This is a genomic window from Roseovarius sp. MBR-78 (assembly GCF_040547535.1).
Lineage (GTDB): Bacteria > Pseudomonadota > Alphaproteobacteria > Rhodobacterales > Rhodobacteraceae > Roseovarius.
The window spans coordinates 21,658-45,324 of sequence record NZ_JBEPPX010000001.1 but is presented as its reverse complement, the minus strand read 5'-3'; the positions used below and the strand labels follow the sequence as shown (position 1 = coordinate 45,324).

Here is a 23,667-nt window from a genome sequence, read left to right as displayed (position 1 = left end):
CTCACGCGCTGGTGAGGCGCGCGGGCGTCACGCATCCCCGCCAAGGGGCAAAGCCCGCTCGATCAGCCGCGCGAAGAACGACGCGCCCGCCGGGGCCATCGCATCGTTGAAATCAAAGCCGGGATGGTGCAGCCCCGGCCCCGCGCCCTGCCCCAGAAACAGATAGGAGCCAGGCCGTTCGGCCAGCATATAGGCGAAATCCTCGGCCCCCATCTCGCGGCGGCGGTCGGCGATTACGGCCCCCTCGCCCACCACCTCGCGCGCGATACCGACGGCGAATTCGGTGGCTTGCGGCTCATTCACCGTCGGCGGATAGCCCAGTTCGATCTCCACCTCGGCGCGCACCCCGTGGGCCGCCGCCACCCCCTCGGCCACCTCGCGCAACCGGCGGTGCACCATCGCCTGCACCTCGGCGGAAAAGGTGCGGATCGTCGCGCCCACATAGGCGCGCTCGGGGATCACGTTATCGGCGCTGCCCGCATGGATCTGCGTCACCGAGATCACCAGATCATCGAGCGGGTCGCGGTCGCGCGTCACGATGGTCTGGATCGCCTGCACCATCGCCACCGCCGCCGGGATCGGATCGCGCGCTTCGTTCGGCATGGCGGCGTGCCCGCCCTGCCCGATCACATGGATATGCAGCGTGTCGACGGCGGCCATGATCGGCCCCGGCGTAGTCTCGAACCGGCCCTCGGGCGCGCCGGGCAGGGTATGGAGCGCATAGACCTCGCGCACATCATAGCGGTCGAGCACCCCCTCCTCCACCATCAGCCGCGCACCGCCCGGCCCCTCTTCGGCGGGCTGGAACAAAAGCACCGCGCGCCCGGCGAAATTGCGCGTCTCGGCAAGGTATTTGGCCGCGCCAAGCAGCATGGTGGTGTGCCCGTCATGGCCGCAGGCATGGGCGCGCCCCGGCACGGTGCTGGCATGGTCCGTGCCGCTCAGATCCGGCATCGGCAGCGCGTCCATATCGGCGCGCAGGCCTATCGCAGGGCCCTCGCCGCGCCCCTCGATCACCGCGACGACGCCCGATTGCGCCACCCCCGTCTCGATCTGCGTGATCCCAAACTCGCGCAGCTTTGCCACCACGAAAGCCGCCGTCTCGGGGCAGTCAAGCCCGATCTCGGGATGGGCATGCAGGTGCCGCCGCCACGCGGTCATCTCTTCGGCAAAACCACTGATGCGGTTGATCACGGCCATGGCTGGACTCTCCCCCCTCGCTCAAGTCAGGGTGCAGTCAATCCCAAACACGAAGGCGCTGCAATGGCTGACGATGCTCTTATCCACGACGCAGACGGCGGGCTGCCCCGGCTCATCGCGATCATGGCGCGGCTGCGCGATCCCGATAGCGGATGCCCCTGGGATATCGAGCAGGATTTCGCCAGCATCGCCCCCTATACCATCGAAGAGGCGTATGAAGTCGCCGACGCGATAGAGCGCGGAAACTGGGACGAGTTGCGCGGCGAATTGGGCGATCTGCTGTTGCAATCGGTGTTTCATGCACAGATCGCACAGGACAAGGGGCTGTTCGATATCGCGGATGTCGCCAACACCATTTCCGACAAGATGGTGGCCCGCCATCCCCATGTTTTCGGGGAAGAAAATCGCCACAAGACCGCCGAGCAACAGACCCGCGACTGGGAGGCGGTAAAGGCCGCCGAGCGCGCCGCGCGCAAGGAGACCGGCACGCTTGACGGGGTGGCGCTGGGGCTGCCTGCGCTGTTGCGCGCGGTCAAACTGCAAAAACGCGCCGCGCGGGTGGGGTTTGACTGGCCGGAAACATCGCAGGTTCTCAACAAGATACAGGAAGAAATTGAGGAACTGCATGAAGCGGCAGAAAGCGGCGATCCCGCCCATATCGAGGAAGAATTCGGCGACCTGCTCTTTGTCATGGCCAATCTCGCACGCCACATGAAGCTTTGCCCCGAGACCGCCCTGCGCCGCGCCAACGCCAAGTTCACCCGCCGGTTTGCATATATCGAGGCGCGCCTAGCCGAGGATGGCCGTCGCCCCGAGCAAAGCGACCTCGCCGAGATGGACGCGCTCTGGACGGCGGCCAAGGCCGAGGAGAAACGGTAGGGTCGACCCGCGACCCGCGCCTCAGGTGTTGAACAAGAAGTGCAGCACGTCGCCGTCGCGGACCACGTAGGCCTTGCCCTCGGCGCGCATCTTGCCGGCTTCCTTGGCCGCGGTCTCGCCGCCGCAGGCGATGAAATCCTCGTAAGCAATCGTCTCGGCGCGGATGAAACCCTTCTCGAAATCGCCGTGGATCACGCCTGCGGCCTTGGGTGCGGGGGTATTTTCGGGGATGGTCCAGGCGCGGGCCTCCTTGGGGCCGACGGTGAAATAGGTTTGCAGGTGCAAGAGCGAATAGCCCGCCTTGATGAGCCGGTCGAGGCCCGGCTCTTCCAGCCCCATCTCGTCGAGGAACATCGCCGCCTCATCCGCATCGAGCTGGGCGATTTCCTCTTCGATCTGCGCCGAGATCACCACCGAGGCCGCGCCCTGCGCCTCGGCCATCGCTGCCACCGCCGCGCTATGGGCATTGCCCCCGGCTGCGCTGCCCTCATCGACGTTGCAGACATAAAGGATCGGCTTGGCGGTCAGCAGTTGCAGCAGCCGCCAGGCGCGCGCGTCGTCGGCGTCGATGGTGACGGTGCGGGCGGGGCGGCCCTCTTCCAGCGCCGCCTGCGCGAGGCCCAGCAGCCGGTCGGCCTGCACCGCGTCCTTGTCGCCGCCCTTCAATTTGCGCACGAGGCCCGCGCGGCGTTTCTCGATACTGTCAAGATCGGCGAGCATCAATTCGGTCTCGATCACCTCGGCATCAGCCACCGGATCAACGCGGCCCTCGACATGGGTGACATCCCCATCCTCGAAACAGCGCAGCACATGGGCGATGGCATCGGTCTCGCGGATATTGGCGAGGAACTGGTTGCCGAGGCCCTCGCCCCGTGACGCGCCTTTCACGAGGCCCGCGATATCGACAAAGGTCATCCTTGTGGGGATGGTCTGTTTCGATTTGGCAATCTCTGCCAACTTGTCGAGCCGTGCATCGGGCACCGCCACCTCGCCCACATTGGGCTCGATCGTGCAGAACGGAAAATTCGCCGCCTGCGCGGCGGCGGTGCGCGTGAGCGCGTTGAACAGCGTGGACTTGCCCACATTGGGCAGGCCGACGATTCCCATCTTGAAGCCCATCTGCGCCCCCCTTCTGCTCTCAGGTCGGGGGCATCTACGGGGGGTGGCGGGGCGGCGTCAAGGCGGGCATTGATTTTCCCCGCCGATTGCGCCAAACCCGCGCGACCATGACAAAGCAAAGGCCGCCGCAATGACCCGCATCGACGCCAAATTCGCCCAGCTTCGCGCCGAGGGGCGCAAGGCGTTCGTCTCCTACATCATGGCGGGCGATCCCGACCGCGATACCGCGATGGAGGTGATGAAGGGGCTGCCGGGCGCGGGCGTGGATATCATCGAACTGGGCGTGCCCTTCACCGACCCGATGGCCGATGGCGCGACCATCCAGCTTGCCGGGCAGCGGGCGCTGGCGGCGGGCATGACGCTGGAGCGGGCGCTGGCCATGGTGGCAGAGTTTCGCGAGGGCGACGACACCACCCCCATCGTGCTGATGGGCTATTACAACCCGATCTACAATCGCGGCGTGGCGCGGTTCCTGGCGGATGCACGCGAGGCAGGCGTGGACGGGCTCATCGTGGTGGACCTGCCCCCCGAGGAGGATGACGAGCTGTGCCTGCCCGCGCAGGCGGCGGGGCTGAACTTCATCCGCCTGGCCACCCCCACCACCGACGACGCGCGCCTGCCCAAGGTGCTGACCAATACCAGCGGTTTCGTCTATTACGTCTCGATCACCGGGATCACCGGCGCGGCGGCGGCAGAGGCGGGCGATGTCGGCCCTGAAGTGGCACGGATCAAGGCGCAGACCGACCTGCCGGTGATCGTGGGGTTCGGCATCCGCACGCCTGAGACGGCAGAGACCATCGCGCGCGTGGCCGATGGCTGCGTTGTCGGCTCGGCCATCGTGGCCGAGATCGCCAAGGGCCGCCCGGTGGCCGAGGTGCTCGATTTCGTGGCATCGCTGGCCGGGGGCGCGCATCGCGCGTGACCGGGTGACGGGCGCGCGGGCCTGAGCGCCCCCCTCACCGCCCCCGGAACAGCCCGCCCAGCAACCCGCGCACAAGCCGCCGCCCGGTGGTGCCGCGCAATTCCTTGACCACCGCCGAGGCAATGGCCCCACCAAGGCTCTCGGTCGCGGGCCCGCGCCGTGTGCGCCCGGCTCGCGCGCTGCCCGAATAGCGGCGCGCGGCGGTGAATTCGCGCGCATCCTCTGCCTCTGCGGTGGTGCGCGCCTCGGCTTCCTCGGCCTCTTTCGCCGCCGCCTCTGCCCGCGCGGCCAGCATCTCGAAGGCCGAGCGCCGATCAACCGCCGCCTCGTATTTGCCCGCCACCGGCGAGGCGGCGATGACCGCGCGTCGGGTGGCCTCGTCGCAAGGGCCAAGCTGTGTTGCAGGCGGGCGGATGAGCGTGCGCTCGACCACGCCCGGCACGCCCTTGCCCTCCAGAAGCGAGGTTACCGCCTCGCCGGTGCCGACGTCGCGAATCGCCTCGACCGTGTTGAGCCGCGGATTGGGGCGATAGGTCTCGGCGGCACGTTTGAGCGCTTTTTGGTCGCGCGCGGTAAAGGCGCGCAGCGCGTGCTGAAACCGGTTGCCCAACTGGCCAAGGATATCCTCGGGCACGTCATCGGGATCTTGGGTGATGAAATACACCCCCACCCCCTTGGAGCGTATGAGCCGCGCCACCTGCTCGACCTTGTCCACCAGCGCCTTGGGGGCATCGTCAAAGAGCAGATGCGCCTCGTCGAAAAAGAACACCAGCCGGGGCTTGTCGGGGTTTCCCACCTCGGGCAATTGCTCGAACAGCTCCGACAGAAGCCAGAGCAGGAAGGTGGCATAAAGGCGCGGCGATCGCACCAGCTTGTCGGCGGCGAGGATGTTGACATGTCCGCGCCCCTCGGGCGTCAGGCGCATGAGATCAGACAGCGCCAGCGCCGGCTCGCCAAAGAAATGCGCGCCCCCCTGATTTTCCAGCACCAGCAGCGCGCGCTGGATCGCCCCCACCGAGGCGGCGGTGACATTGCCATAGCGCAGCGACAGATCGCGCGCATTCTCGCCCACAAAGGTCAGCAGCGCCTGCAAATCCTTGAGATCAAGGAGCGGCAGCGCCTCTTCGTCGGCGATACGAAAGGCGATGTTGAGCACGCCTTCCTGCGCATCCGAAAGCGCCATCAGCCGCGACAGCAGAAGCGGCCCCATCTCCGACACGGTGGTGCGCATCGGGTGGCCCTGCGCGCCGAAAATATCCCAGAAGATCACCGGGAAGGCATCGTAGCGATAACCGTCAAAGCCGATTTGCGCGGCGCGCGCGGTGAACGCCTCGTGCAGTTTCTGACCGGGATGGCCCGCGACGGCCATGCCCGACACGTCGCCCTTGATATCCGACAGGATCACCGGCACGCCCGCATCCGAGAACCCCTCGGCGAGGATTTGCAGCGTCACCGTCTTGCCGGTGCCCGTGGCCCCGGCGATCAGGCCGTGGCGGTTGCCGTATTTCAACAGCATCTGTTGCGGCGTGGCATAATCCGGCCCACCGCCCCCGATGAAAATCGCCTCGCCCACGCGGTCGCACTCCCCGTCCAGAAATCGTCACGATGCGACCATACAAAATTAACCCTTTCATGCCAGCCTGAATACATGCCCGGTGCCGAATGTCCTCTGGTCGCCGGGCACTTCCTCCCTGTCAGACTGGCCGCGCCCACGGGTGCGGCCTTTTTTGATCGGCGCCACGATCTGGCCTGTTGACGGATCGCCTCTTCTGGCCTAGCGTTCGTGCAAAGACTAGGTCGGCCAGTCCGACGGGGAGAAAACGGGAAAGGGGCCTTCGGGCCTCTTTCTTTATGTGGCGGTTGCGGGATGGCCGCGCCGCGCCATTTCTCCCTGACACTCCCGCATCGGCGTGCTAGAGGCGGGGCCGTGATTTCGTGAAACTCCAAGGGGACATCATGACCAAGACCCTGCTCCAGCTTTCTTTCGCCGCGATGCTCGCGCTCTCCACCGCTGCGGGTGCGCAAGAGGCCGCCACCAACAGCGCCAGCGATAGCGGTGCCGCACCCCAGGACGCGCCCCCCGCCGTCGGGCTTGATACCGGGCGCGAAGTCGCGGCTGAGAACCAGCCCTATATCCGCGAAACGCATGGCGACTGGTCGTTGCGCTGCATTCCCAACGAGGTCGAGGGGAAAGAGGACGATCCGTGCCAGATGTATCAGCTTCTGACCGAATCCGAGGGCAACCCGGTGGCGGAGTTCATGCTCTACCGGCTCGACGGCACCGGCACCATCGCGGCCGGCGTGACCATCGCCGTGCCACTCGGCACGCTTCTGACCGAGGAACTCAAGCTCTCGGTCGATGACGCCAAGGCCAAGAGCTACGCGTTTTCCTATTGCACGATGGCGGGCTGTTTCTCGCGGATCGGGCTGACCGGGCCGGAAATCGAGGCAATGAAGGCAGGCGCCGAGGCGCAGATCGAGATCATCCCCGCGCAGGCCCCCGACCAGACGGTGCGTATCGGCGTCTCGCTCAAGGGCTTTACCGCCGCCTACGAGGCCGCCTCGACGCTGAAAAACTGAGCTGTGCCACCAGTGCTGGCCTTCAGGCAAACCGCCTGAGCGCCAGCACCGCGTTCAGCCCGCCAAAGGCAAAGGCATTGCTAAGCGCGACCTCCACCTTGGCCTCGCGCGCCACGTTGGGCACCACGTCGAGCGCGCATTCCGGGTCCGGCTCTTCATAGCCGACGGTGGGCGCGATCACCCCGTCGCGCAGCGCCATGATGCAGGCCAAAAGCTCTACCGCGCCGGTCGCGCCGATCAGATGCGCGTGCATCGACTTGGTCGACGAGATCATCAACGCGTCCGCATGGGGGCCGAACACATCGGCCACCGCCGCGCATTCGGTCTTGTCATTGGCCGCCGTGCCGGTGCCGTGGGCGTTGATATAGCCCACCTCGTCGCGGTTCACGCGTGCGTCGCGCAGCGCCCCGGTCATCGCCCGCGCTGCGCCCTGTTTCGAGGGCATGACGATGTCGGCGGCGTCCGAGCTCATGGCAAATCCTACCACCTCGGCCAGGATCTCGGCCCCGCGCCGGCGGGCATGCTCCAACTCCTCGAAGACATAGATCGCGGCACCCTCGCCCTGCACCATGCCGTTGCGGTTGGCCGAGAACGGACGGCAGGCGTCGCGGCTCATCACGCGCAAGCCCTCCCAGGCCTTCACGCCCCCGAAACACAGCATCGACTCGGACCCGCCGGTGACCATCGCGGGCGTGATCCCGCCATGAATCATCTGGAACGCCTGCGCCATCGCGTGATTTGACGACGCACAGGCCGTCGAGACGGTGAAGGTCGGCCCCTTGAGGTTGAACTCGATCGACAGGTGCGAGGCGGCGGCGTTGTTCATCAGCTTGGGCACCACGAAGGGATGGACGCGGTTCTTGCCCTCCTCGTAGACCGAGCGGTAATTCTCGTCGAGCGTGGTCATGCCGCCGCCGGAATTGCCCAGGATCGCCCCCGCCCGCGCCGCCAATTCACCGGTGAATTCAAGCCCCGATTGCGCGATCGCCTCGCGCGCGGCAATCAGCGTGAATTGCGTGAACCGGTCATAAAGCGCGAGTTGCTGGCGGTTGAACCGCGTCACCGGGTCATAGCCCTTGACCTGCCCGCCGATGCGGATCGACAGCCGCTCCACATCCTGGAATTCCAGCGCGCCGATGCCGCAGCGCCCCTCGCGCATGGCCTCCAGCGTCGCGGGCACATCCGCCCCGAGCGCGTTGATCGTGCCCGCCCCGGTGATGACGACGCGTTTCACGCCTGCTCCGCGATCAGCCGTTCGATGCCCGCGACAATCGCCCGCACCGAAGAAATGTCGAAATCGCTCTTTTCCGGCTCGTTGGCGTTGAACGGCACCGAGATGTCGAACGCCTCCTCGATGGCAAAGATACTCTCGACGAGGCCAAGGCTGTCGATGCCCAGATCCTCCAGCGTGCTTTCAGGGGTCACGTCGGAGGGCTCCAGCACCGCCTGCTCGGCGATGATCGCGATGACCCGGTCCTCGATAGTGCTCGTGGCAATGCTCATGGCGGTGTCTTTCCGTTTGCGCCCCGGCGGGGCAATCTCAGCCCTTTTGCGACAGGTCTGTAACGGTTTTTTTAAGACCTGCGACATCATCGAACAATCTTTTCAGGCGGCGAAAGCCCTTGAACACCTCGACGGTGGTTTCCATCTTCATCGCCGGATAGCCCAGCATCATCCGCCCGGCGGGGATATTCGACAGCACGATGGTGCCGCCGCCGGTGATGACATTGTCGCCGATGAAGATATTGTCGCTGACGCCGGTCTTGCCCGCCAGCACCACGTTGTTGCCGATCCGCGTCGATCCGGCAATCCCCACCAGCCCGCAAAGCAGGCAATCGCGCCCGATGATGACATTATGGCCGATCATCACGAGGTTGTCGATCTTGGTGCCGCACCCCACCACCGTGTCGCGGATGGTGCCACGGTCGATGGTGCAATTGGCGCCAAGCTCGACATCGTCGGCGATGCTCACGCCGCCCAGCGAATGGATGCGCGTCCAGGCCTGCGTCTGCGCGCCCTCGATATCGCCCAGCGTGGCACGGCCCTGCTCCACCGCCGATGTCTCGGGGGTGACATAGGAAAACCCGTCGCCGCCGACCACGCAACCGGGCTGCGCGATGAAGCGCGCGCCGATGCGCACCCGCGCCCCGATGCGCACCCCCTCGCGCAAAAACGCGCCCTCGCCCAGCACCGCATCCGCCCCGACAAAGGCCTGCGGCCCGATCACCGATCCTGCCCCGATGCGCGCGCCGCGACAGATGACAGCAAGCGGCCCCACCGCCACGTCGGGCGCAAGCCGGGCCTCGGGGTCGATCACGGCCGAAGGATGGATGCCGCCGCCCCAGCCCTGGCCGGGATCAAGCAGCCGGGTCAGCCCCGACATCACGTAGCGCGGGCGCGGGGCTATGATCGCGGCCTCAAGCCCCAGCGCCTTCCAGTCCGCCCCGTCCCAGACCACCGCCGCGCGCGCGCGGCCCTGGCCCAGCCCCTCGGCGTATTCGGGGCTCATCGCCAGCGCCAGATCGCCGGGGCCGGCATCGGCAGGCTCGGCCGCCCCGTCAACCGCGATCCCGGTCGCCCCGAAGGCGCGCGCGCCAAGGGCGCGGGCCACCTCTTCGATCGTGTAGGACATGCGCCACCTCTTCTGTCGAAGAGGGTTTAGCCCTGAAGCGCGTGCAGCGAAACCCCTGCCTGTTGCAGCGCCTGCCAAATCGTCGCATCGCGCCCATAGACATCATCGCGATACTGCATATGCCCGCCCGCCCGCGTGATCGCGGTGCGATAGATCAGGTGCACCGGCACCGGGCGTTCCAGCTCGATCCGGGTCTCGCGGCCGCTATCAAGGGCTGCGTGAAAGCGGCCCTCGGGGTCGCTCTCCTGCACGCCCAGCAGCGCATAGGCAAACTCGAAGGGCTGCGCGAGGCGGATGCAGCCATGGCTGAAATCGCGTTTCTCGCGGGCAAAGAGCTGCTTTTGCGGGGTGTCGTGCAGGTAGATGTTGTATTTGTTGGGAAACATGAATTTCACCAGCCCCAGCGCGTTGCTGGTCGAGGGTGGCTGCTTGAGCGCGAAGGGAAAGCTTCTCGCGGAATAGGCGTTGAAATTCACCGCGCTGCGCGGCACCTCGCGACCACGGCTGTCATAGAGGCGCAGATGCCCCGCCGCGCCACGGTTGGCCTGCATCTGCGGCAGGTATTCGCCCACGGTGATCGAGCGCGGCACATGCCATGTCGGGTTGACGATCATGTGATCCATCTGGTCGGAAAACTCGGGGCTGCGCCGCCCGCCCGCGTTCTTGCCGACAACGGCGCGGGTCTCGAAGGTCACGCGGTCATCATCGATGATCCGGGCGCTGAAATCGGTGAGGTTGACAAGGATCTGGCGTCCGCCGCGCACCGGCGACAGCCAGCGTTCGCGCTCCATCGCCACGATCACCGATTGCAGCCGCGCCTCGGGCGAGACGTTGAGCGCAGCGAGGGTCGAGGCCCCGGCCACGCCGTCGGTCTCCAGCCCGTGATCGGCCTGGAAGGCCTGCACCGCCGCCTGGATGCGACCGTCATACTGCGCGGTTGCGCTCCGTGCGAGATAGCCCTGCGCCACCAGCCGGTCGCGCAGCGCCACCACGGCCGCGCCGGTATCGCCCGGCTCCAGCTTGCCCGCGCGCACGCCCGCGCCCCAGCCCCCCTCGGCGATCAGCCGCTCCAGCCGCAGACGCGCCTTCATCAGACGGCGGTATTCGTTGGTTTGCGGCGGCAGCGCGCGCAGCACGACGCGCGGATCGCCCTGCATCAGCTCGGCCAGCAAATCGCCCGCCTCGCGGCGCGGCACGCTGCGCTTGATGTCATCGACCACGCGGCCCGGCTCGAGCACGCCCGATTGCACGTCGCGCGCATAGGCGAGATAGGCGCGGCTCAGCGCCACCTCGACCTCGCCCAGCTCGCGCGTGGAGCGGATATCGGCCATGCGCGCCAGAAGCGCGGCGCGATCATAGCGCGCGGCGGGCAGCCCGTGCAGCGCGGCATCATCGAGCGCGCGCAAAAGCGCCGAGCGCCGCGCCCGGTGGAGCGCACCCTCGCCGGTCCAGACCGCGCGATAGCCGATATCACGGTAGAATTCCGCCAGGTCGCGATCACGGCCCGCCGCCTCGGCCACGGCCTGCCGAAAGACCCCCTCGCGCGCGGCGTCCATCGCATCTGACATCGCGCCCGCCATCGCGGCGGGAAGGACCACCGGTATCACCGCAGGCGCGGGCATCTGCGTGGTCCCTGCCTGTGCGGCGGATATTCCGGGCACCGCCGCCAGACAAATCATCAAAGCAAATCCAAGTGACAAACGACGTTCCATGACCCCCCCATCGAGCAAATCAAACATTCTGTATTGAACAATTTTTTCATACGAATCTCAATTTCTTCCTAACGAATTCGTGTCACATTCCTCCACATGCGCGTGATGTCGGCAACAGCAGACCCCTTCGTCGCATTTTCGTCACGTTCCGGCGAAGATGCGCGGGATTTCGCCGAAACCACTTGCGGTGTGCGCAAAATGGCAATTCCGGGCTTGGTTGGCGATTCTCATTATGCAATATGGTGCCCACAACCGGGAACGGACTCAACGATCGCGCAAAGCGATCCGACATCAAGCGACGGGACAGGCGCTCTTGACCATGACAGACTTCAGCTCGACTGGAATGACACGGCGCGGCGTGCTCGCAGCCTTTGCCGCCACGGCGCTTGCCGCGGCCCCCACATTCGCCAGCGCAGCCGGGTTCCTGCGCGGCGCGGGCGATATCCGGCGTATTCGCATGGTCTCGCCCCGCACGGGCGAACGGCTCGATACGATCTACTGGATCGAGGGCGAGTATATCCCCGAGGCACTCAAGGAAATCACGCTCTTCATGCGCGACTGGCGCACCGACGAGACGCGCGTGATCGACCGGCGCACCATCGACATCATGGCCGCCAGCCATAACCTGCTCGACGCGCACGAGCCGTATACGCTGCTCAGCGGCTATCGCAGCCCGGCAACCAACGCGATGTTGCGCGCCCGCTCGAGCGGAGTGGCCAAGAATTCCCGCCACCTGATCGGCGAGGCCGCCGACCTGCGCCTTGGCAGCCGCTCGGTCGAACAGATCTACCGCGCCGCGCTGGCCTGTAACGGTGGCGGCGTGGGGCGCTATTCGCGGTCGAATTTCGTGCATATGGATTGCGGCCCCGTGCGCTCCTGGGGCCGGTAACGCGCCGGTAACGCTCTGTCCCTGCCAAGGTGGTCAAGGCGGCGCGACGGTGCCGCCTTTTTCGTGACCAAGGTCATGGCACACCCCGGATCACGTCATTCAGAGGAATACAGGAATATGGTGCGGGTGGTCGGCACCAACGCACTGTTTTAAAATGTTTTTCCCTATCTATTTTTGTGCGCATCCCCCTAAAAACATGGCGGCAACTGCCCGAGCGTGTCTTGCGCTGTCCGGCCTTATCCACTAACTTAAGGTGGATATTTAGGGGGATACAGAATGCGGGCGACAAACAGGCTTTCGGCGGGCTTTCTCAAATCCGCACCCGTGGGCAAGCATTGCGACGGGGCCGGGCTTTGGCTCATCAAGCGCGAGGATGGCGGTGCGCAATGGGTTTTGCGTGTGACCGTTCATGGGCGGCGGCGCGAAATGGGCCTTGGCGGTTTCCCCGCACTCGGGCTGGCCGATGCACGCAAGCTGGCAGATCGCTGGCGCAAGGTGGCGGCGGCTGGCCGTGACCCGGTGAAGGAACGCGAAGCCGAGGAACGGGCCGCACGGCGCGAGGACATTTCACTTGCGGTGCTGACCGCTGACGCCTTCGAGGCGCGCAAGGCGGAATTGAAAGGCGATGGCACGGCGGGCCGGTGGCTTTCGCCTCTTACCCTTCACGTCCTGCCCAAGCTGGGCCGCGTGCCGGTGACGGACCTCGACCAACGCGACATTCGCGACACGCTCGCGCCGATCTGGCACACCAAGGCCGACACGGCACAGAAAGCATTGCACCGGCTATCCATAGTCATGCGGCACGCCGCTGCGCTGGGCTTGGACGTAGACCTTCAAGCGACTGAAAAGGCAAAGGCGCTGCTGGGCAAATCGCGGCATGTGTCAAAGAACATTCCCGCGATGGCTTGGGCCGATGTGCCGGGCTTCTATGCCAGCCTTGAAGAACCGACCAAGACTCATCTTGCCTTGCGGCTGCTTATCCTGACCGGGATGCGCTCGACCCCGGTGCGCCATATCCGACTTGACCAGATAGACGGCGACGTGTGGACGGTGCCCGCCGAAACGATGAAGGGACGCAGGGGCGCAACCGAGGCTTTCCGCGTGCCGCTTTCGCGTGAGGCCCAGCGCATCATCGACCTTGCACGCCCGCACGCCCGCAACGGCTTCCTGTTTCCGAACAACCGGCAAGGCGTGATTAGCGACATGACGCTTTCGCGGCACATGGAACGGCGGGGGCTGGAAGCGCGCCCGCACGGTTTCCGCACAAGCCTGCGCACATGGCTGGCAGAGGCAACCGACGCGCCGCACGAGGTTGCAGAAACCATGCTGGCGCATGTGACGGATTCCGGCGTTGTGCGCGCCTATCGCCGCACCGACTACCTTGAACAACGGCGGGCGCTGCTAGAGCGCTGGGCCGATCATTTGACCGGCGGCGCTGGGCAGGTGGTGAAGCTGGCGGGGGCGGGCTGATGGCTCAGAACAAAACCGAGAACACCCCTAAGGCAGCACCGAAAAGCAAGCGGATAGAATACCGTGAAGCGGTGAAGACGTCGAAATCGCTAATTCAATCGGGGCTTGGAGAAAAATTTGAAGACCATAAAAGTGGCCGTCATTTCAATATGTCGATGGGCGTGACGCTGATACGATCCAAACCTGATAAGCTTCTGGCATGGGCGAAAGCTGACCCGGCGGGATTCGAGGCTTTAAGACTAGGCGTCGCACACGCGCTCGAACACGGCGAGGATTTTGCCCCAGAAATACACGACTGGCTAGTTCAATTCCTTCGCGGTGAAGCGGACCGACCGAAGGCGAGCGCGGGACGACATGGAAACCACTGGTTACACCAATTGATAATGATGGTTGTTTACGCGCTAGTTTCACAAGGCATGACGGCAACGCGGAATGATGCAAGCGAGCCAACGAGTGCCTGCGACGCTATGGCAGACGCACTCTCAGAACTTGGAATGGAACCCGCAACGTTTCATGGAGTGAAGCGTGTTTGGTTAAATATGGAAAAGCGGGTTACATGGAGTAACGGTTCGCGACGCAATTAAAGAAAGCGAACCTGTGTGGCAGAAATCACATTGATTTCTGCGCCATGCTAAGCCGGACAAATCCGCCCATGTTCGCACTGTAACCTTCAACAAAGGACGGTGCGACCGATGCAAACCTATCTGACCCTCACCGAACTGCGCGCCAAGCTGGGCGGGCGTTCACGCTCTGCAATCTATCTCGACCTTGAAGCGGGCCGACTGCCCCAGCCGATCAAGCTGGGCGGGCGGCTCTACTGGCCCGAGGGCGACGTTGACGCTCACCTGCGCGGCCTTCGCGAACAGGAACAGGCGCAGCCCAGCGCAAAGCAATCCGCATGAGAAACCCCGCCCGCATGGCGCGCGGACGGGGCAATTATCGAGGGACTGGAAGCCGGGACGCTTCACCCGTGAAGATAGCACCGCCGCTCGCCTTGGGCAACGACCGAGGTAAGAGCATGAAGCACCAAGTCAAATACCTTATGCACCGCCATGCGCTGACCGAGGCGCAGGCATCCGCGATTGTCGCCCTGATCTGGGGGGCAATAGCATGAGCAACATTACCGAATTTCCCTTTGAGGCAAGGTCATATCTCACAGTTCAGCGGGCGGGCGGCTGGTTCAATGTCGTCCTGGTGACGCCGCGCCCCGGCGATGACCTGCACGCAATCAAGGCCCGATTTTCAAACCGGCAACAGGCAATCGAGGCGGGCAAGAGGGCCGGTGCCCGGCGTTTGATCCCCTTCAAGACTTGGGGGGCCAGCGCATGACGGACGCAGCAACCCTTACACGCGATCTGGGCGGTAAATGGCATGGCCGCTACGGCACCGCGCCTTGCCCGTGTTGCCAGCCCGAGCGCCGCAAATCACAGAACGCCCTGACCCTTGCCGATGGCCGCGATGGGCGCTTGCTCTTGAACTGCAAAAAGGGCGGATGCGCCTTCGCGGATATTCTCGCGGCGGCGGGCATCGCGCCCGGCAGCTACACCCCGCCCGACCCCGCCACCATCGCCCAGCGCGACCGCGAGGAACGGGCGCAGGCCGAGAGACGCGCAAGGCAGGCGCGGGCGGTATGGCAAGAAGCAATGCCGATAGGCGGCACAATCGCGGAGACCTACCTGCGCGGGCGGGGCATCACCTGCGATCTGCCCTGCACGCTGCGCTATCACCCGTCCTGCTGGCACGCATCCGCCAAGCGGTTTCCGGCCCTTGTGGCGCTGATCGAGGGCGCGGACGCCTTCGCGGTGCATCGCACCTACCTGCGCCCGGATGGCACTGGCAAAGCGGCGGTGGAGCCTGCCAAGGCGATGCTGGGGGCCGTTGCCGGGGGCGCTGTGAGGCTCACAGAGGCGCAGGGGCCGCTTGTGGTGGCCGAGGGCATAGAGACCGCCCTGAGCCTCGCAAGCGGGCTGCTGGGCCGTCCTGCGACGATCTGGGCCGCGCTATCGACAAGCGGGATGCGCGGGCTGCGCCTGCCCCCATCGCCGGGGCGGCTGACCATCGCGACCGACAGCGATGACGGCGGCGCAGGACACGCCGCCGGGCGAGACCTTGCCGAGCGGGCGCACGCGATGGGCTGGGCGGTTTCGCTGTTGCCTGCCCCCGATGGCCGTGACTGGAATGACATTCTGACCATGAAAGGGGAAATCGCATGAACGCCCCCGAGCCTATCCCCTTCACACCCGAAGGCCCGACGCCCCTGATTCGCGACATGCCCGAGGCTGGCCCCTATCCGGTGGCGGCGCTGGGGCCGCTGCGCGAACCGGCAGAGGCAATCGCCGCCGCGACCGAGGCACCCGTTGCCATGTGCGCGGCATCCGTCCTGGCATCGGCGGCGCTGGCCGCGCAGGGGCATCGGGACGCGGAGACATTGAACGGCACCGCGCCTGCAAGCCTGTTTCTGCTGACCGTGGCCGAAAGCGGCGAACGCAAATCGACCGCTGACCGCCTCGCCATGCGCGGCGTGCGCGACTTCGAGGCCGACCTGCGCACTGATTACGATACTGAGCGCGACCTTTGGCGGGATGCGCACGAGGTTTATAAGGCCACCCGCGCGAAGATCGTGGGCGACAAGAAAGCGGACGCCGCCGCGAAGCGGGCCGATCTGCAAGCCCTCGGGCCGAAACCGCCCGCGCCGATCAAGCCGCATATCGTGGCATCGGCACCGACGATTGAGGGGATCGTGAAGCACCTGCCCGAACTGCGCGCCAGCCTCGGGATCATGACAGAGGAAGGCGGCGCGCTGATCGGCGGGCACAGCATGAAAGCGGAAAACCGCCTTGCCACCTGCGCCAGCTTTAGTGCCATGTGGGATGGCCAGCCGCTCGACAGGTGGCGCGCAGGTGATGGCGTTGAAGCCTATACCGGGCGGCGCTTTTCGGCACATATCCTTGTGCAGCCGGTCGCGGCTGAGGCGCTGCTATCGGATCCGATGGCTAACGGGCAAGGGCTTCTCGCCCGCTTCCTGACATGCCGCCCTGCCTCGCGCATTGGCACGCGCCTGCGCATGGAAAGGGACGCGCAGGCCGAGGCCGGGATTGCCGCCTTCGCGGCGCGCATCCGGTCGCTTCTATCGCGCGACCTGCCCCTTGCGGATGGCAAGCGGAACGAACTCGCGCCGCCGGTCCTGCCCATGAGCCAAGAGGCGCGGGACGTGCTGACCGCCTTCGCCCGTGAGGTGGAAAGGGCGCAGGCACCGGGCGGACCTTTCGAGGATGCGCGCGCCTTCGCCAGCAAGACCGCAGAGCACGCGGCACGCCTCGCGGCGGTGCTGACGATCTACGCGGACCCGGACGCGCCCGAGGTGGCAGGCGAGACAATGGCCGGGGCAGTCGAGGTTGCGACCTTCTACGCGAACGAGGCCGCGCGCCTCGCGGATGCTGCAATCGTGCCGCCCGAGGTGGCTGACGCGGAGCGAATGCGCCTTTGGCTACTGGGATCGTGGGGTGAATTGTTCATATCGGCCCGCGCGGCGGCGCAGCGTGGCCCGTTCAAGGTGACGGATCGCACGCGAAAGGCGCTGCGCAAGCTGGAGTCGCACGGCTGGGTGATCGAGGCGAACGGCGCAATGGTTGAAGGCAAGCCGCGCCGCGAGGCATGGCGGATCGTGCGCGAGGTGCAGTCATGAGCGGCTTTGCCTTCGACGCCAAGGCGGCGCTGCATCAAGCGCGGAAATGCCGGGGGCTTCCTACACTTCCTACACTTCCTACAGATCACCCCGCCGGGGCCAGAAAAGTAGGAGCTGTAGGAAAAGTAGGAACGGTGCGCGCTTCCGATCCTGAGATCACGCCCGACGAACTCGCCCGCGATCTTTACGAGGAACGGGCCGCAACCCGGCAATTCGACGGCGGGCAGGATCGCGAGACAGCCGAGCGGACCGCATGGCCCGAAGCCCGGCGCGCGGCGGGGATCACCGCCTTGGATGACTGGTGGCGCGAAGCCGACGATCCGCACAATCCTGACGCATGGGCAAACTCACCGATGGAAGGGGGCCGCACATGACCGGCGACGAACTGCGCGCCCTGCGAAAGCGAAAGGGGCTATCCCGCCCAGCGCTTGCCGCCTTGGCAGGGCTGCACCCCGACAGCGTGAAGTATTGGGAAGGCAAGGCGCGGACCAAGAGCCAAAGGGGGGCGAGAGGTGCGAAACGCTGCGCCGAAGAAAACGCCGCACTGGTCGAGCCCGCCCGTGCATACTGGTCGGAGGTCGAGCGGATCACCGAAGCCTCGGGGATAGAGGCGGCAAAGAACACAAGGTCGGAGGCGTTCGAGGCGCTGTTGGAGTTGGTGGGGCGTATTGTTCTCTACGAGGAAAAGACCGTGACCGGGCTTATCATCAAGGCGCAGGCCATGCAGGCTTGGGAGTCAGTCGAGCCGTTTCAGCGGCTGTTCAACCCCGAGGCGCTGGCATGGGCCGAGGCCATGACTGCCACGGTGTTGCGGCAGGCCGCGTAACGCCTTCACCAGATCGACAAGGGCCGGGCGGGATTCGCCCGGCTTTTTTCGTGGCAAATGCGCCGCCGCACCGATGCTAAAAAGGCGTCTCTTGAGTGTCTGACCAGCGGGCAAAGGGTGTATAATTAGGGGGATACGATAAATTTCATTTTCGCTTTTGTGTTATAAAACAAATACTTATTAGATAAACATGGTGCGGGTGGTCGGACTCGAACCGACACTCCTTGCGGAAAGGGTGTTTGAGACCCTCGCGTCTACCATTCCGCCACACCCGCGCCTGAGCTGTCTCTAGCCGAGCGCGCGGCGCGCGTCCAGAGGTCGCGTGCATCTCGAAAGGGCTTGACCGCACAAGGCGGCCATGCTGTTTCGCGGCATCATCTAGCCGGGGATTGCCGATGCTGCGCGCGCTTTACGACTGGACCATCCGCATGGCCGATCACCCGCGCGCGCTGTGGGTGCTGGCGATCATTTCCTTCGCCGAAAGCTCGGTGTTCCCGATTCCGCCCGATGTGCTTATGATCCCGATGATCCTCGCGCGGCCCTCAAGGGCCTGGCTCATCGCCGGGGTGGCGCTGGCGGCCTCGGTGCTGGGCGGGATGCTGGGGTATGCCATCGGCGCCTTTGCCTATGAAAGCATCGGCCAGCCGATCCTCGCCGCGCTGGGCAAGGGCGACGCGATGGCCGCCTTCAACACGCGCTTCAACGATTTCGGTTTCTGGGCGGTGCTGACGGCGGGGGTGACGCCCTTTCCCTACAAGGTCATCACCATCATGTCGGGCTGGACCGGGATGCCGCTGGCGACCTTTGTCGCCACCTCGATCCTCGCGCGGGCGCTGCGGTTCTTTCTCGTGGCGTGGCTTCTGTGGAAATTCGGCACGCCGATTCGCGATTTCATCGAGCGGCGGCTTGGCCTGCTCACCATTGCTTTCGTCGTGCTGCTCTTCGGCGGCTTCTATCTCACAAGGTATCTGTGATCCCATGACTCGGCAAAAGACGCTCATCGTGATCGCCGCCGCAGGCTCTGCCGCGCTGCTGCTGGGGGCCTTTGCCTTTCAGCACCTGGGCGGCATGGCCCCGTGCAAGCTCTGCCTCTGGCAACGCTGGCCGCATGGCGTGGCTATCGGCGCGGGCGTGCTTGCCCTCATAGCCTGGCCCGCGCTCATGGCGCTGCTGGGCGCGGCAGCGGCGCTCGTGACCGCCGGGATCGGCGGCTATCATACCGGCGTGGAGCGCGGCTGGTGGCAGGGGCCATCGGATTGCACCGGCGGCCCGATCGGCGGGATGAGCGCCGAAGACCTGCTCGATCAGATCATGGCCGCGCCGCTGGTGCGCTGCGACGAGGTGCCGTGGGAGATGTGGGGCCTGTCGATGGCAAGCTGGAACATGCTGGCCTCGCTTGGCCTCGCGCTCCTGTGGATCATGGCGCTGCGCGCGCGGTGATCGGGGCGAGCGCATGAGAAAGGCCGCGCCCCTTTCGGAACGCGGCCCCATCTCATAGCCCTGTGACGGCTCAGCCGACCAGTTCGAGACCGGAGAAGAAATAGGCGATTTCCGCCGCAGCCGTCTCGGCCGCGTCCGAGCCGTGGACCGAGTTTTCACCGACGGATTCGGCAAATTCCGCGCGGATCGTGCCGGGGGCGGCATCGGCGGGGTTCGTGGCACCCATCACTTCGCGGTTCTTGGCAATCGCGCCCTCGCCTTCGAGCACCTGCACCACCACCGGTGCGCTGGCCATGAACTCGCACAGTTCGCCATAGAACGGGCGTTCCTTGTGGACGGCGTAAAAGGTGCCCGCCTGCGCCGGGGTCATCTGGATGCGCTTTTGAGCGACGATGCGAAGCCCGGCATCCTCGAACTTGGCATTGATCTTGCCGGTCAGGTTGCGCCGTGTGGCGTCGGGTTTGATGATGCTCAGCGTGCGTTCCACAGCCATGTCAGCCTCTTTATGTCAGGGGTTTATATCAGGGTGATACCGCCGGGAAAGGCCCCGCGCGGCGTGATTGCGGCCCCGATAGCATGGCGCTCGGGCGTTGAAAAGCCGCGATTGACGCCGCCCCCCGCTTGGGGCATCCCCCCCTCATGTTAAGCATCGACGATATCACCTATGCCATCGCGGGCCACCGCCTGTTCGAGAACGCCTCCGCCCTCATCCCCGAGGGCCACAAGGTGGGGATCGTCGGGCGCAACGGTACCGGCAAGACCACGCTCTTTCGCCTCATCCGGGGCGAATTGGCGCTTGAGGGCGGGCGCATCTCTCTGCCTGCGCGCGCGCGCATCGGCGGCGTCGCGCAAGAGGTGCCGGGAAGCGATGTGTCGCTCATCGACACCGTCCTGAGCTTTGACACCGAACGCACTGATCTGCTTGAGAAATCCACAACCGAGACCGACGGCACCCGGATCGCCGAAATCCAGACCCGCCTTGCCGATATCGACGCATGGTCCGCCGAGGCGCGGGCCTCGTCGATCCTCAAGGGGCTTGGATTCACCGATGATGAACAGCTTCAGCCCTGTTCGGCCTTCTCGGGCGGCTGGCGGATGCGGGTGGCGCTGGCGGGGGTGCTTTTTGCCGCGCCCGACCTTTTGTTGCTCGACGAGCCGACCAACTATCTCGATCTCGAGGGCGCGCTGTGGCTGGAGACCTATCTCGCGCGCTATCCGCATACCGTGCTGATCATCAGCCATGATCGCGGGCTTCTCAATCGCGCGGTCGGCGCGATCCTGCATCTGGAGGATCGCAAGCTCACGCTCTATCAAGGCGGCTACGACAAGTTTGCCGAGACCCGCGCCGCCCGCCTCGCCGCCGCGCAGGCACAGGCGAAAAAGCAGGAGCAACGCCGCGCGCATCTGCAATCCTACGTGGATCGGTTCCGCTACAAGGCCGACAAGGCGCGGCAGGCGCAGGCGCGGATCAAGGCGCTGGCGCGGATGCAGCCCATATCGGCCCCGCAAGAGGCGGCGTTGCGCCGGTTCACCTTTCCCGAGCCGGAAGAGCTGTCGCCGCCGATCCTGCGGCTGGAGGGCGCGGCCACGGGCTATGACGGCGCGGCCGTCCTGAGCCGGCTTGACCTGCGCATAGACCAGGATGACCGGATCGCGCTTCTGGGCCGCAATGGAGAGGGAAAATCCACGCTTTCCAAACTGTTGGCAGGCAAACTTGATGTTCTGGAAGGCCGCGTTCACAAGGCCGCCAAGCTGCGCGTCGGCTATTTCGCGCAGCATCAGGTGGACGAGTTGCATATCGACGAAACCCCGCTCGATCACATCCGGCGGATGCGCCCGACCGAGACCCCGCCGCGCCTGCGCGCGCGGCTGGCAGGCTTCGGGATCGGCCCGCAACAGGCGGAAACCACGGTGGCAAACCTCTCCGGCGGACAAAAAGCACGGCTGTCGCTGATGCTGGCGACGGTGGATGCGCCGCATATGCTCATCCTCGACGAGCCGACCAACCACCTCGATATCGAGAGCCGCGAGGCTCTGGTGGAGGCGCTGACCGAATATACCGGCGCGATCATCCTCGTGAGCCACGACATGCACCTTTTGAGCCTTGTTGCCGACCGGCTGTGGCTGGTCAAGGATGGCACGGTGACACCCTATGACGGCGATCTGGAAAGCTATCGCGCAATGCTTCTGAAGCCTGCGGAGAGCGTGAAGAAAGCCGCGCAAAAGCCTGCAAAGAAAGTGAAAACATATTCTCGCGACGAGATTGCCAAGCTGCGCCAGGAGGCCCGCGCCTGCGAGGCGCGGGTGGACAAGCTCATGACGATGGAAGGCAAGGTCGCCGCCAAGCTGGCCGATCCGGATGTCTATGAAGACCCCGGCACCCTTGCCACCTGGCAGCGCAAATATGCCGAGATCGAGGACGGTATCATTCGCGCCGAGACGCTTTGGGAAGAGGCCCTCGCGCGGCTGGAAAAGGCCGGGGGCTGAGCGTCAAGGCGGATAAAGGCGCGCGGCTTGCTTGACGCCGCGCGCCCCCTGTCGCCCATGCGGATGCAAGGGCGCAGCCTCTCAAAAGGTGCCCGCCTATTGCACCCGCTTCCAGGTGCCGCCGTCGCGGCAGATGAACAGCACGCAGCCGCTGACCTTGAGCAGGTTGCCCTGCAATTCCAGCTTGGATTTATAGGTCTTGTCGCGATCGGGGCTGTAGACCTTGCCCTCATATTGCCCACCGCCCACCGGCACCGTCTCGGAGATGATGTTGCGACCGATATTGTCGCTCTGCATCTCCTTGCCGGTCTCGTCGTAGGATTTTATCAGCTTGCCACAAAGCTTGTTGCCGCAGGGCGCGACCTCGACCATGCCGGAATGGCCGTTATCGTCCTTCGCCGTGAGCCATCTGCCCAAGAGCGGCTCTGCCGAGGCCATGCCCGCCCCGAGGCCCAGCGCCGCCACCACCATAACCAGTTTACGCATCCTGTCTCCTCCCTGAGATCTGTGGGAAAGGGTGATCCAAAGATCGCCGTCAAATCAAGTCTGACGTGGGGTCGCGTTGCAAATCCCGTGCCGTCCCGGCATAAGCGCGCCACGTCACCCGCGAAAGGCCCTGCCGATGATCCTCTACCCCGCGATCGACCTCAAGGATGGCCGCGCCGTGCGCCTGCTGCGCGGCGACATGCAAAAGGCCACCGTATTCAACGAAGACCCGGCGGCACAGGCGGCGGAATTCGTGGCGGCGGGCTGCGAATGGCTGCATCTGGTGGATCTCAACGGGGCCTTTGCCGGGGCACCGGTCAACGCCGCCCCGGTCGAGGCGATCCTTGCCGCCTGCCGCGTGCCCGCGCAGCTTGGTGGCGGTATCCGCGACATGGCCACCATCGAGGGCTGGCTTGCCAAGGGGCTGGCGCGGGTGATCCTCGGCACGGTGGCGGTGGAAAATCCAGGCCTCGTGCGCGAGGCGGCGCGGGCCTTTCCCGGCCAGGTGGCGGTGGGGATCGACGCGCGGGGGGGCCGCGTGGCCACGAAGGGCTGGGCCGAGGAGACGGATGTGGATGCGACCGATCTGGCGCGATCCTTTGAGGATGCGGGCGTGGCCGCGATCATCTACACCGATATCAACCGCGACGGCGCGATGCAGGGGCCGAATATCGACGCCACGGCAGCGCTGGCGCGGGCGGTGCAGGTCCCGGTCATTGCCTCGGGCGGCGTGTCCTCGCTCGATGATCTCATCGCGCTGCGCGATTGCGGCGCATCGCTCGACGGCGCGATCTCGGGGCGCGCGCTTTATGACGGCGCGCTTGACCTGAGCGCGGCGCTGGCCGCGCTCAGGGTCTAGCCATTATTGCGCGGCGGCGGCAGCGGTGAGCTTGGCCAACGCACCGGTCATCATCTTGATGTAAGGCGCGTCATCCGAGATTGACAGATCGTCAAACATCTCCTTGGGGTCCTCATAGACAAGCCATGTCTGCCCCGCGCCGTCGCGGTAAACCAGCACCTTCATCGGCAGAAAGAGCCCCGCCATCGGGTCATCCTGCATGGCCTGCGTCCCGAGCTTGGGATTGCCGAAGATGAGCACTTGCGCGGGTGCGATCTCCATATCCACCGAGGCCGCCCCGGCGGCGTGATCGACGCGGTCCATCACCTTGGCCCCCGCGCCGGTCACTGCAGCCTCGAGCCGGTCCATGGTGGTGGGCACATCCGAGAAGGACTTGACCTTGACGATGTCATCATTGCTGGCGAAAGCGGGCAATGCCGCCAGCGTAATCGCAACTGCTGCCAGAAACTGTCTCATGAAATCCTCCGTGAATGATCGTGCG

The 23,667-nt window shown here is 65.4% G+C and carries 26 protein-coding genes and 1 tRNA gene; 16 read left to right on the top strand and 11 right to left on the bottom strand.

Going from position 1 to position 23,667, the window contains the following annotated elements; all coding sequences use genetic code 11:
- Positions 1-27: 27 nt before the first annotated feature.
- Positions 28-1,200 carry a M20 aminoacylase family protein gene (locus ABIE58_RS00240; RefSeq protein WP_354542660.1) on the bottom strand — a complete coding sequence of 391 codons (1,173 nt, stop codon included), beginning with the start codon at positions 1,198-1,200 and terminating at the stop codon, positions 28-30.
- Positions 1,201-1,263: 63 nt separating this feature from the next.
- On the opposite strand from ABIE58_RS00240, the gene mazG reads away from it, so the two are divergent.
- Positions 1,264-2,079 (top strand): nucleoside triphosphate pyrophosphohydrolase, encoded by an 816-nt coding sequence (gene mazG, locus ABIE58_RS00235; RefSeq protein WP_354542659.1) that lies wholly within the window; start codon positions 1,264-1,266, stop codon positions 2,077-2,079.
- A gap of 21 nt (positions 2,080-2,100) precedes the next feature.
- Here the strand turns inward: mazG and ychF are convergent, their stop codons facing one another.
- Positions 2,101-3,198 carry a redox-regulated ATPase YchF gene (gene ychF, locus ABIE58_RS00230; RefSeq protein WP_354542658.1) on the bottom strand — a complete coding sequence of 366 codons (1,098 nt, stop codon included), beginning with the start codon at positions 3,196-3,198 and terminating at the stop codon, positions 2,101-2,103.
- A 130-nt stretch (positions 3,199-3,328) separates the two neighbouring features.
- On the opposite strand from ychF, the gene trpA reads away from it, so the two are divergent.
- A complete protein-coding gene (trpA, locus tag ABIE58_RS00225) occupies positions 3,329-4,120 on the top strand; it encodes a tryptophan synthase subunit alpha (RefSeq protein WP_354542657.1) in 792 nt (263 codons plus the stop codon).
- A 34-nt stretch (positions 4,121-4,154) separates the two neighbouring features.
- Here trpA and ABIE58_RS00220 read toward each other — a convergent pair whose 3' ends face one another.
- On the bottom strand, positions 4,155-5,693 hold the full coding sequence (locus ABIE58_RS00220) for a helicase HerA-like domain-containing protein (RefSeq protein ID WP_354542656.1): 1,539 nt from the start codon (positions 5,691-5,693) through the stop codon (positions 4,155-4,157).
- A gap of 383 nt (positions 5,694-6,076) precedes the next feature.
- Between ABIE58_RS00220 and ABIE58_RS00215 the strand changes: the two genes are divergently transcribed.
- Positions 6,077-6,700 carry an invasion associated locus B family protein gene (locus ABIE58_RS00215; RefSeq protein ID WP_354542655.1) on the top strand — a complete coding sequence of 208 codons (624 nt, stop codon included), beginning with the start codon at positions 6,077-6,079 and terminating at the stop codon, positions 6,698-6,700.
- Positions 6,701-6,722: 22 nt separating this feature from the next.
- On the opposite strand, the gene ABIE58_RS00210 is transcribed toward ABIE58_RS00215, so the two are convergent.
- The 4 genes from ABIE58_RS00210 to ABIE58_RS00195 are packed head-to-tail and all read right to left on the bottom strand — an operon-like array spanning position 6,723 to position 10,954.
- On the bottom strand, positions 6,723-7,934 hold the full coding sequence (locus ABIE58_RS00210; protein WP_354542654.1) for a beta-ketoacyl-[acyl-carrier-protein] synthase family protein: 1,212 nt from the start codon (positions 7,932-7,934) through the stop codon (positions 6,723-6,725).
- Positions 7,931-8,203 (bottom strand): acyl carrier protein, encoded by a 273-nt coding sequence (locus ABIE58_RS00205; RefSeq protein WP_354542653.1) that lies wholly within the window; start codon positions 8,201-8,203, stop codon positions 7,931-7,933. Before ABIE58_RS00205 ends, ABIE58_RS00210 begins: the two co-directional genes overlap by 4 nt.
- 37 nt (positions 8,204-8,240) lie before the next feature.
- Positions 8,241-9,332 (bottom strand): UDP-3-O-(3-hydroxymyristoyl)glucosamine N-acyltransferase, encoded by a 1,092-nt coding sequence (gene lpxD / locus ABIE58_RS00200; RefSeq protein ID WP_354542652.1) that lies wholly within the window; start codon positions 9,330-9,332, stop codon positions 8,241-8,243.
- Between the two features lie 26 nt (positions 9,333-9,358).
- On the bottom strand, positions 9,359-10,954 hold the full coding sequence (locus tag ABIE58_RS00195) for a L,D-transpeptidase family protein (RefSeq protein WP_354542651.1): 1,596 nt from the start codon (positions 10,952-10,954) through the stop codon (positions 9,359-9,361).
- Positions 10,955-11,363: 409 nt separating this feature from the next.
- Between ABIE58_RS00195 and mepK the strand changes: the two genes are divergently transcribed.
- From mepK to ABIE58_RS00150, 9 genes are all read left to right on the top strand, one after another.
- Positions 11,364-11,933 (top strand): peptidoglycan L,D-endopeptidase MepK, encoded by a 570-nt coding sequence (gene mepK, locus ABIE58_RS00190; RefSeq protein ID WP_354542650.1) that lies wholly within the window; start codon positions 11,364-11,366, stop codon positions 11,931-11,933.
- 276 nt (positions 11,934-12,209) lie between these two features.
- Positions 12,210-13,403, top strand: coding sequence for a tyrosine-type recombinase/integrase (locus tag ABIE58_RS00185; protein WP_354542649.1), 1,194 nt, complete (start codon positions 12,210-12,212; stop codon positions 13,401-13,403).
- Positions 13,403-13,987: a hypothetical protein gene (locus ABIE58_RS00180; protein WP_354542648.1), complete on the top strand. Its 585-nt coding sequence runs from the start codon at positions 13,403-13,405 to the stop codon at positions 13,985-13,987. Before ABIE58_RS00185 ends, ABIE58_RS00180 begins: the two co-directional genes overlap by 1 nt.
- Positions 13,988-14,095: 108 nt before the next feature.
- A complete protein-coding gene (locus ABIE58_RS00175) occupies positions 14,096-14,305 on the top strand; it encodes a helix-turn-helix transcriptional regulator (protein WP_354542647.1) in 210 nt (69 codons plus the stop codon).
- Between the two features lie 208 nt (positions 14,306-14,513).
- A complete protein-coding gene (locus ABIE58_RS00170; RefSeq protein ID WP_354542646.1) occupies positions 14,514-14,732 on the top strand; it encodes a hypothetical protein in 219 nt (72 codons plus the stop codon).
- Entirely contained in the window at positions 14,729-15,616 is an 888-nt protein-coding gene (locus ABIE58_RS00165) for a DUF7146 domain-containing protein (protein ID WP_354542645.1), read from the top strand. The genes ABIE58_RS00170 and ABIE58_RS00165 overlap by 4 nt, the downstream gene beginning before the upstream one ends.
- Complete coding sequence (locus ABIE58_RS00160; RefSeq protein ID WP_354542644.1) at positions 15,613-17,088, top strand: YfjI family protein; 1,476 nt, start codon at positions 15,613-15,615, stop codon at positions 17,086-17,088. Before ABIE58_RS00165 ends, ABIE58_RS00160 begins: the two co-directional genes overlap by 4 nt.
- The gene (locus ABIE58_RS00155; RefSeq protein WP_354542643.1) at positions 17,085-17,462 is read left to right on the top strand and encodes a hypothetical protein; all 378 of its coding nucleotides are present in this window, start codon (positions 17,085-17,087) and stop codon (positions 17,460-17,462) included. Before ABIE58_RS00160 ends, ABIE58_RS00155 begins: the two co-directional genes overlap by 4 nt.
- A complete protein-coding gene (locus ABIE58_RS00150) occupies positions 17,459-17,914 on the top strand; it encodes a helix-turn-helix domain-containing protein (RefSeq protein WP_354542642.1) in 456 nt (151 codons plus the stop codon). The genes ABIE58_RS00155 and ABIE58_RS00150 overlap by 4 nt, the downstream gene beginning before the upstream one ends.
- Positions 17,915-18,105: 191 nt before the next feature.
- Here the strand turns inward: ABIE58_RS00150 and ABIE58_RS00145 are convergent.
- A tRNA-Leu gene (locus ABIE58_RS00145) sits at positions 18,106-18,189 on the bottom strand.
- Between the two features lie 120 nt (positions 18,190-18,309).
- Between ABIE58_RS00145 and ABIE58_RS00140 the strand changes: the two genes are divergently transcribed.
- On the top strand, positions 18,310-18,888 hold the full coding sequence (locus ABIE58_RS00140; RefSeq protein ID WP_354542641.1) for a YqaA family protein: 579 nt from the start codon (positions 18,310-18,312) through the stop codon (positions 18,886-18,888).
- Between the two features lie 4 nt (positions 18,889-18,892).
- On the top strand, positions 18,893-19,354 hold the full coding sequence (locus ABIE58_RS00135) for a disulfide bond formation protein B (RefSeq protein ID WP_354542640.1): 462 nt from the start codon (positions 18,893-18,895) through the stop codon (positions 19,352-19,354).
- A gap of 70 nt (positions 19,355-19,424) precedes the next feature.
- Here the strand turns inward: ABIE58_RS00135 and ndk are convergent, their stop codons facing one another.
- Complete coding sequence (gene ndk, locus ABIE58_RS00130; protein WP_354542639.1) at positions 19,425-19,847, bottom strand: nucleoside-diphosphate kinase; 423 nt, start codon at positions 19,845-19,847, stop codon at positions 19,425-19,427.
- Positions 19,848-19,993: 146 nt separating this feature from the next.
- Between ndk and ABIE58_RS00125 the strand changes: the two genes are divergently transcribed.
- Entirely contained in the window at positions 19,994-21,841 is a 1,848-nt protein-coding gene (locus ABIE58_RS00125; RefSeq protein ID WP_354542638.1) for an ABC-F family ATP-binding cassette domain-containing protein, read from the top strand.
- Between the two features lie 96 nt (positions 21,842-21,937).
- Here the strand turns inward: ABIE58_RS00125 and ABIE58_RS00120 are convergent, their stop codons facing one another.
- A complete protein-coding gene (locus ABIE58_RS00120) occupies positions 21,938-22,327 on the bottom strand; it encodes a DUF2147 domain-containing protein (RefSeq protein ID WP_354542637.1) in 390 nt (129 codons plus the stop codon).
- A 136-nt stretch (positions 22,328-22,463) separates the two neighbouring features.
- Here ABIE58_RS00120 and hisA point away from each other — a divergent pair, with 136 nt between their 5' ends.
- Entirely contained in the window at positions 22,464-23,186 is a 723-nt protein-coding gene (gene hisA / locus ABIE58_RS00115; RefSeq protein ID WP_354542636.1) for a 1-(5-phosphoribosyl)-5-[(5-phosphoribosylamino)methylideneamino]imidazole-4-carboxamide isomerase, read from the top strand.
- Positions 23,187-23,189: 3 nt separating this feature from the next.
- On the opposite strand, the gene ABIE58_RS00110 is transcribed toward hisA, so the two are convergent.
- Positions 23,190-23,642, bottom strand: a complete 453-nt coding sequence (locus ABIE58_RS00110) for a DUF302 domain-containing protein (RefSeq protein ID WP_354542635.1) — start codon at positions 23,640-23,642, stop codon at positions 23,190-23,192.
- Between the last annotated feature and the right edge of the window lie 25 nt (positions 23,643-23,667).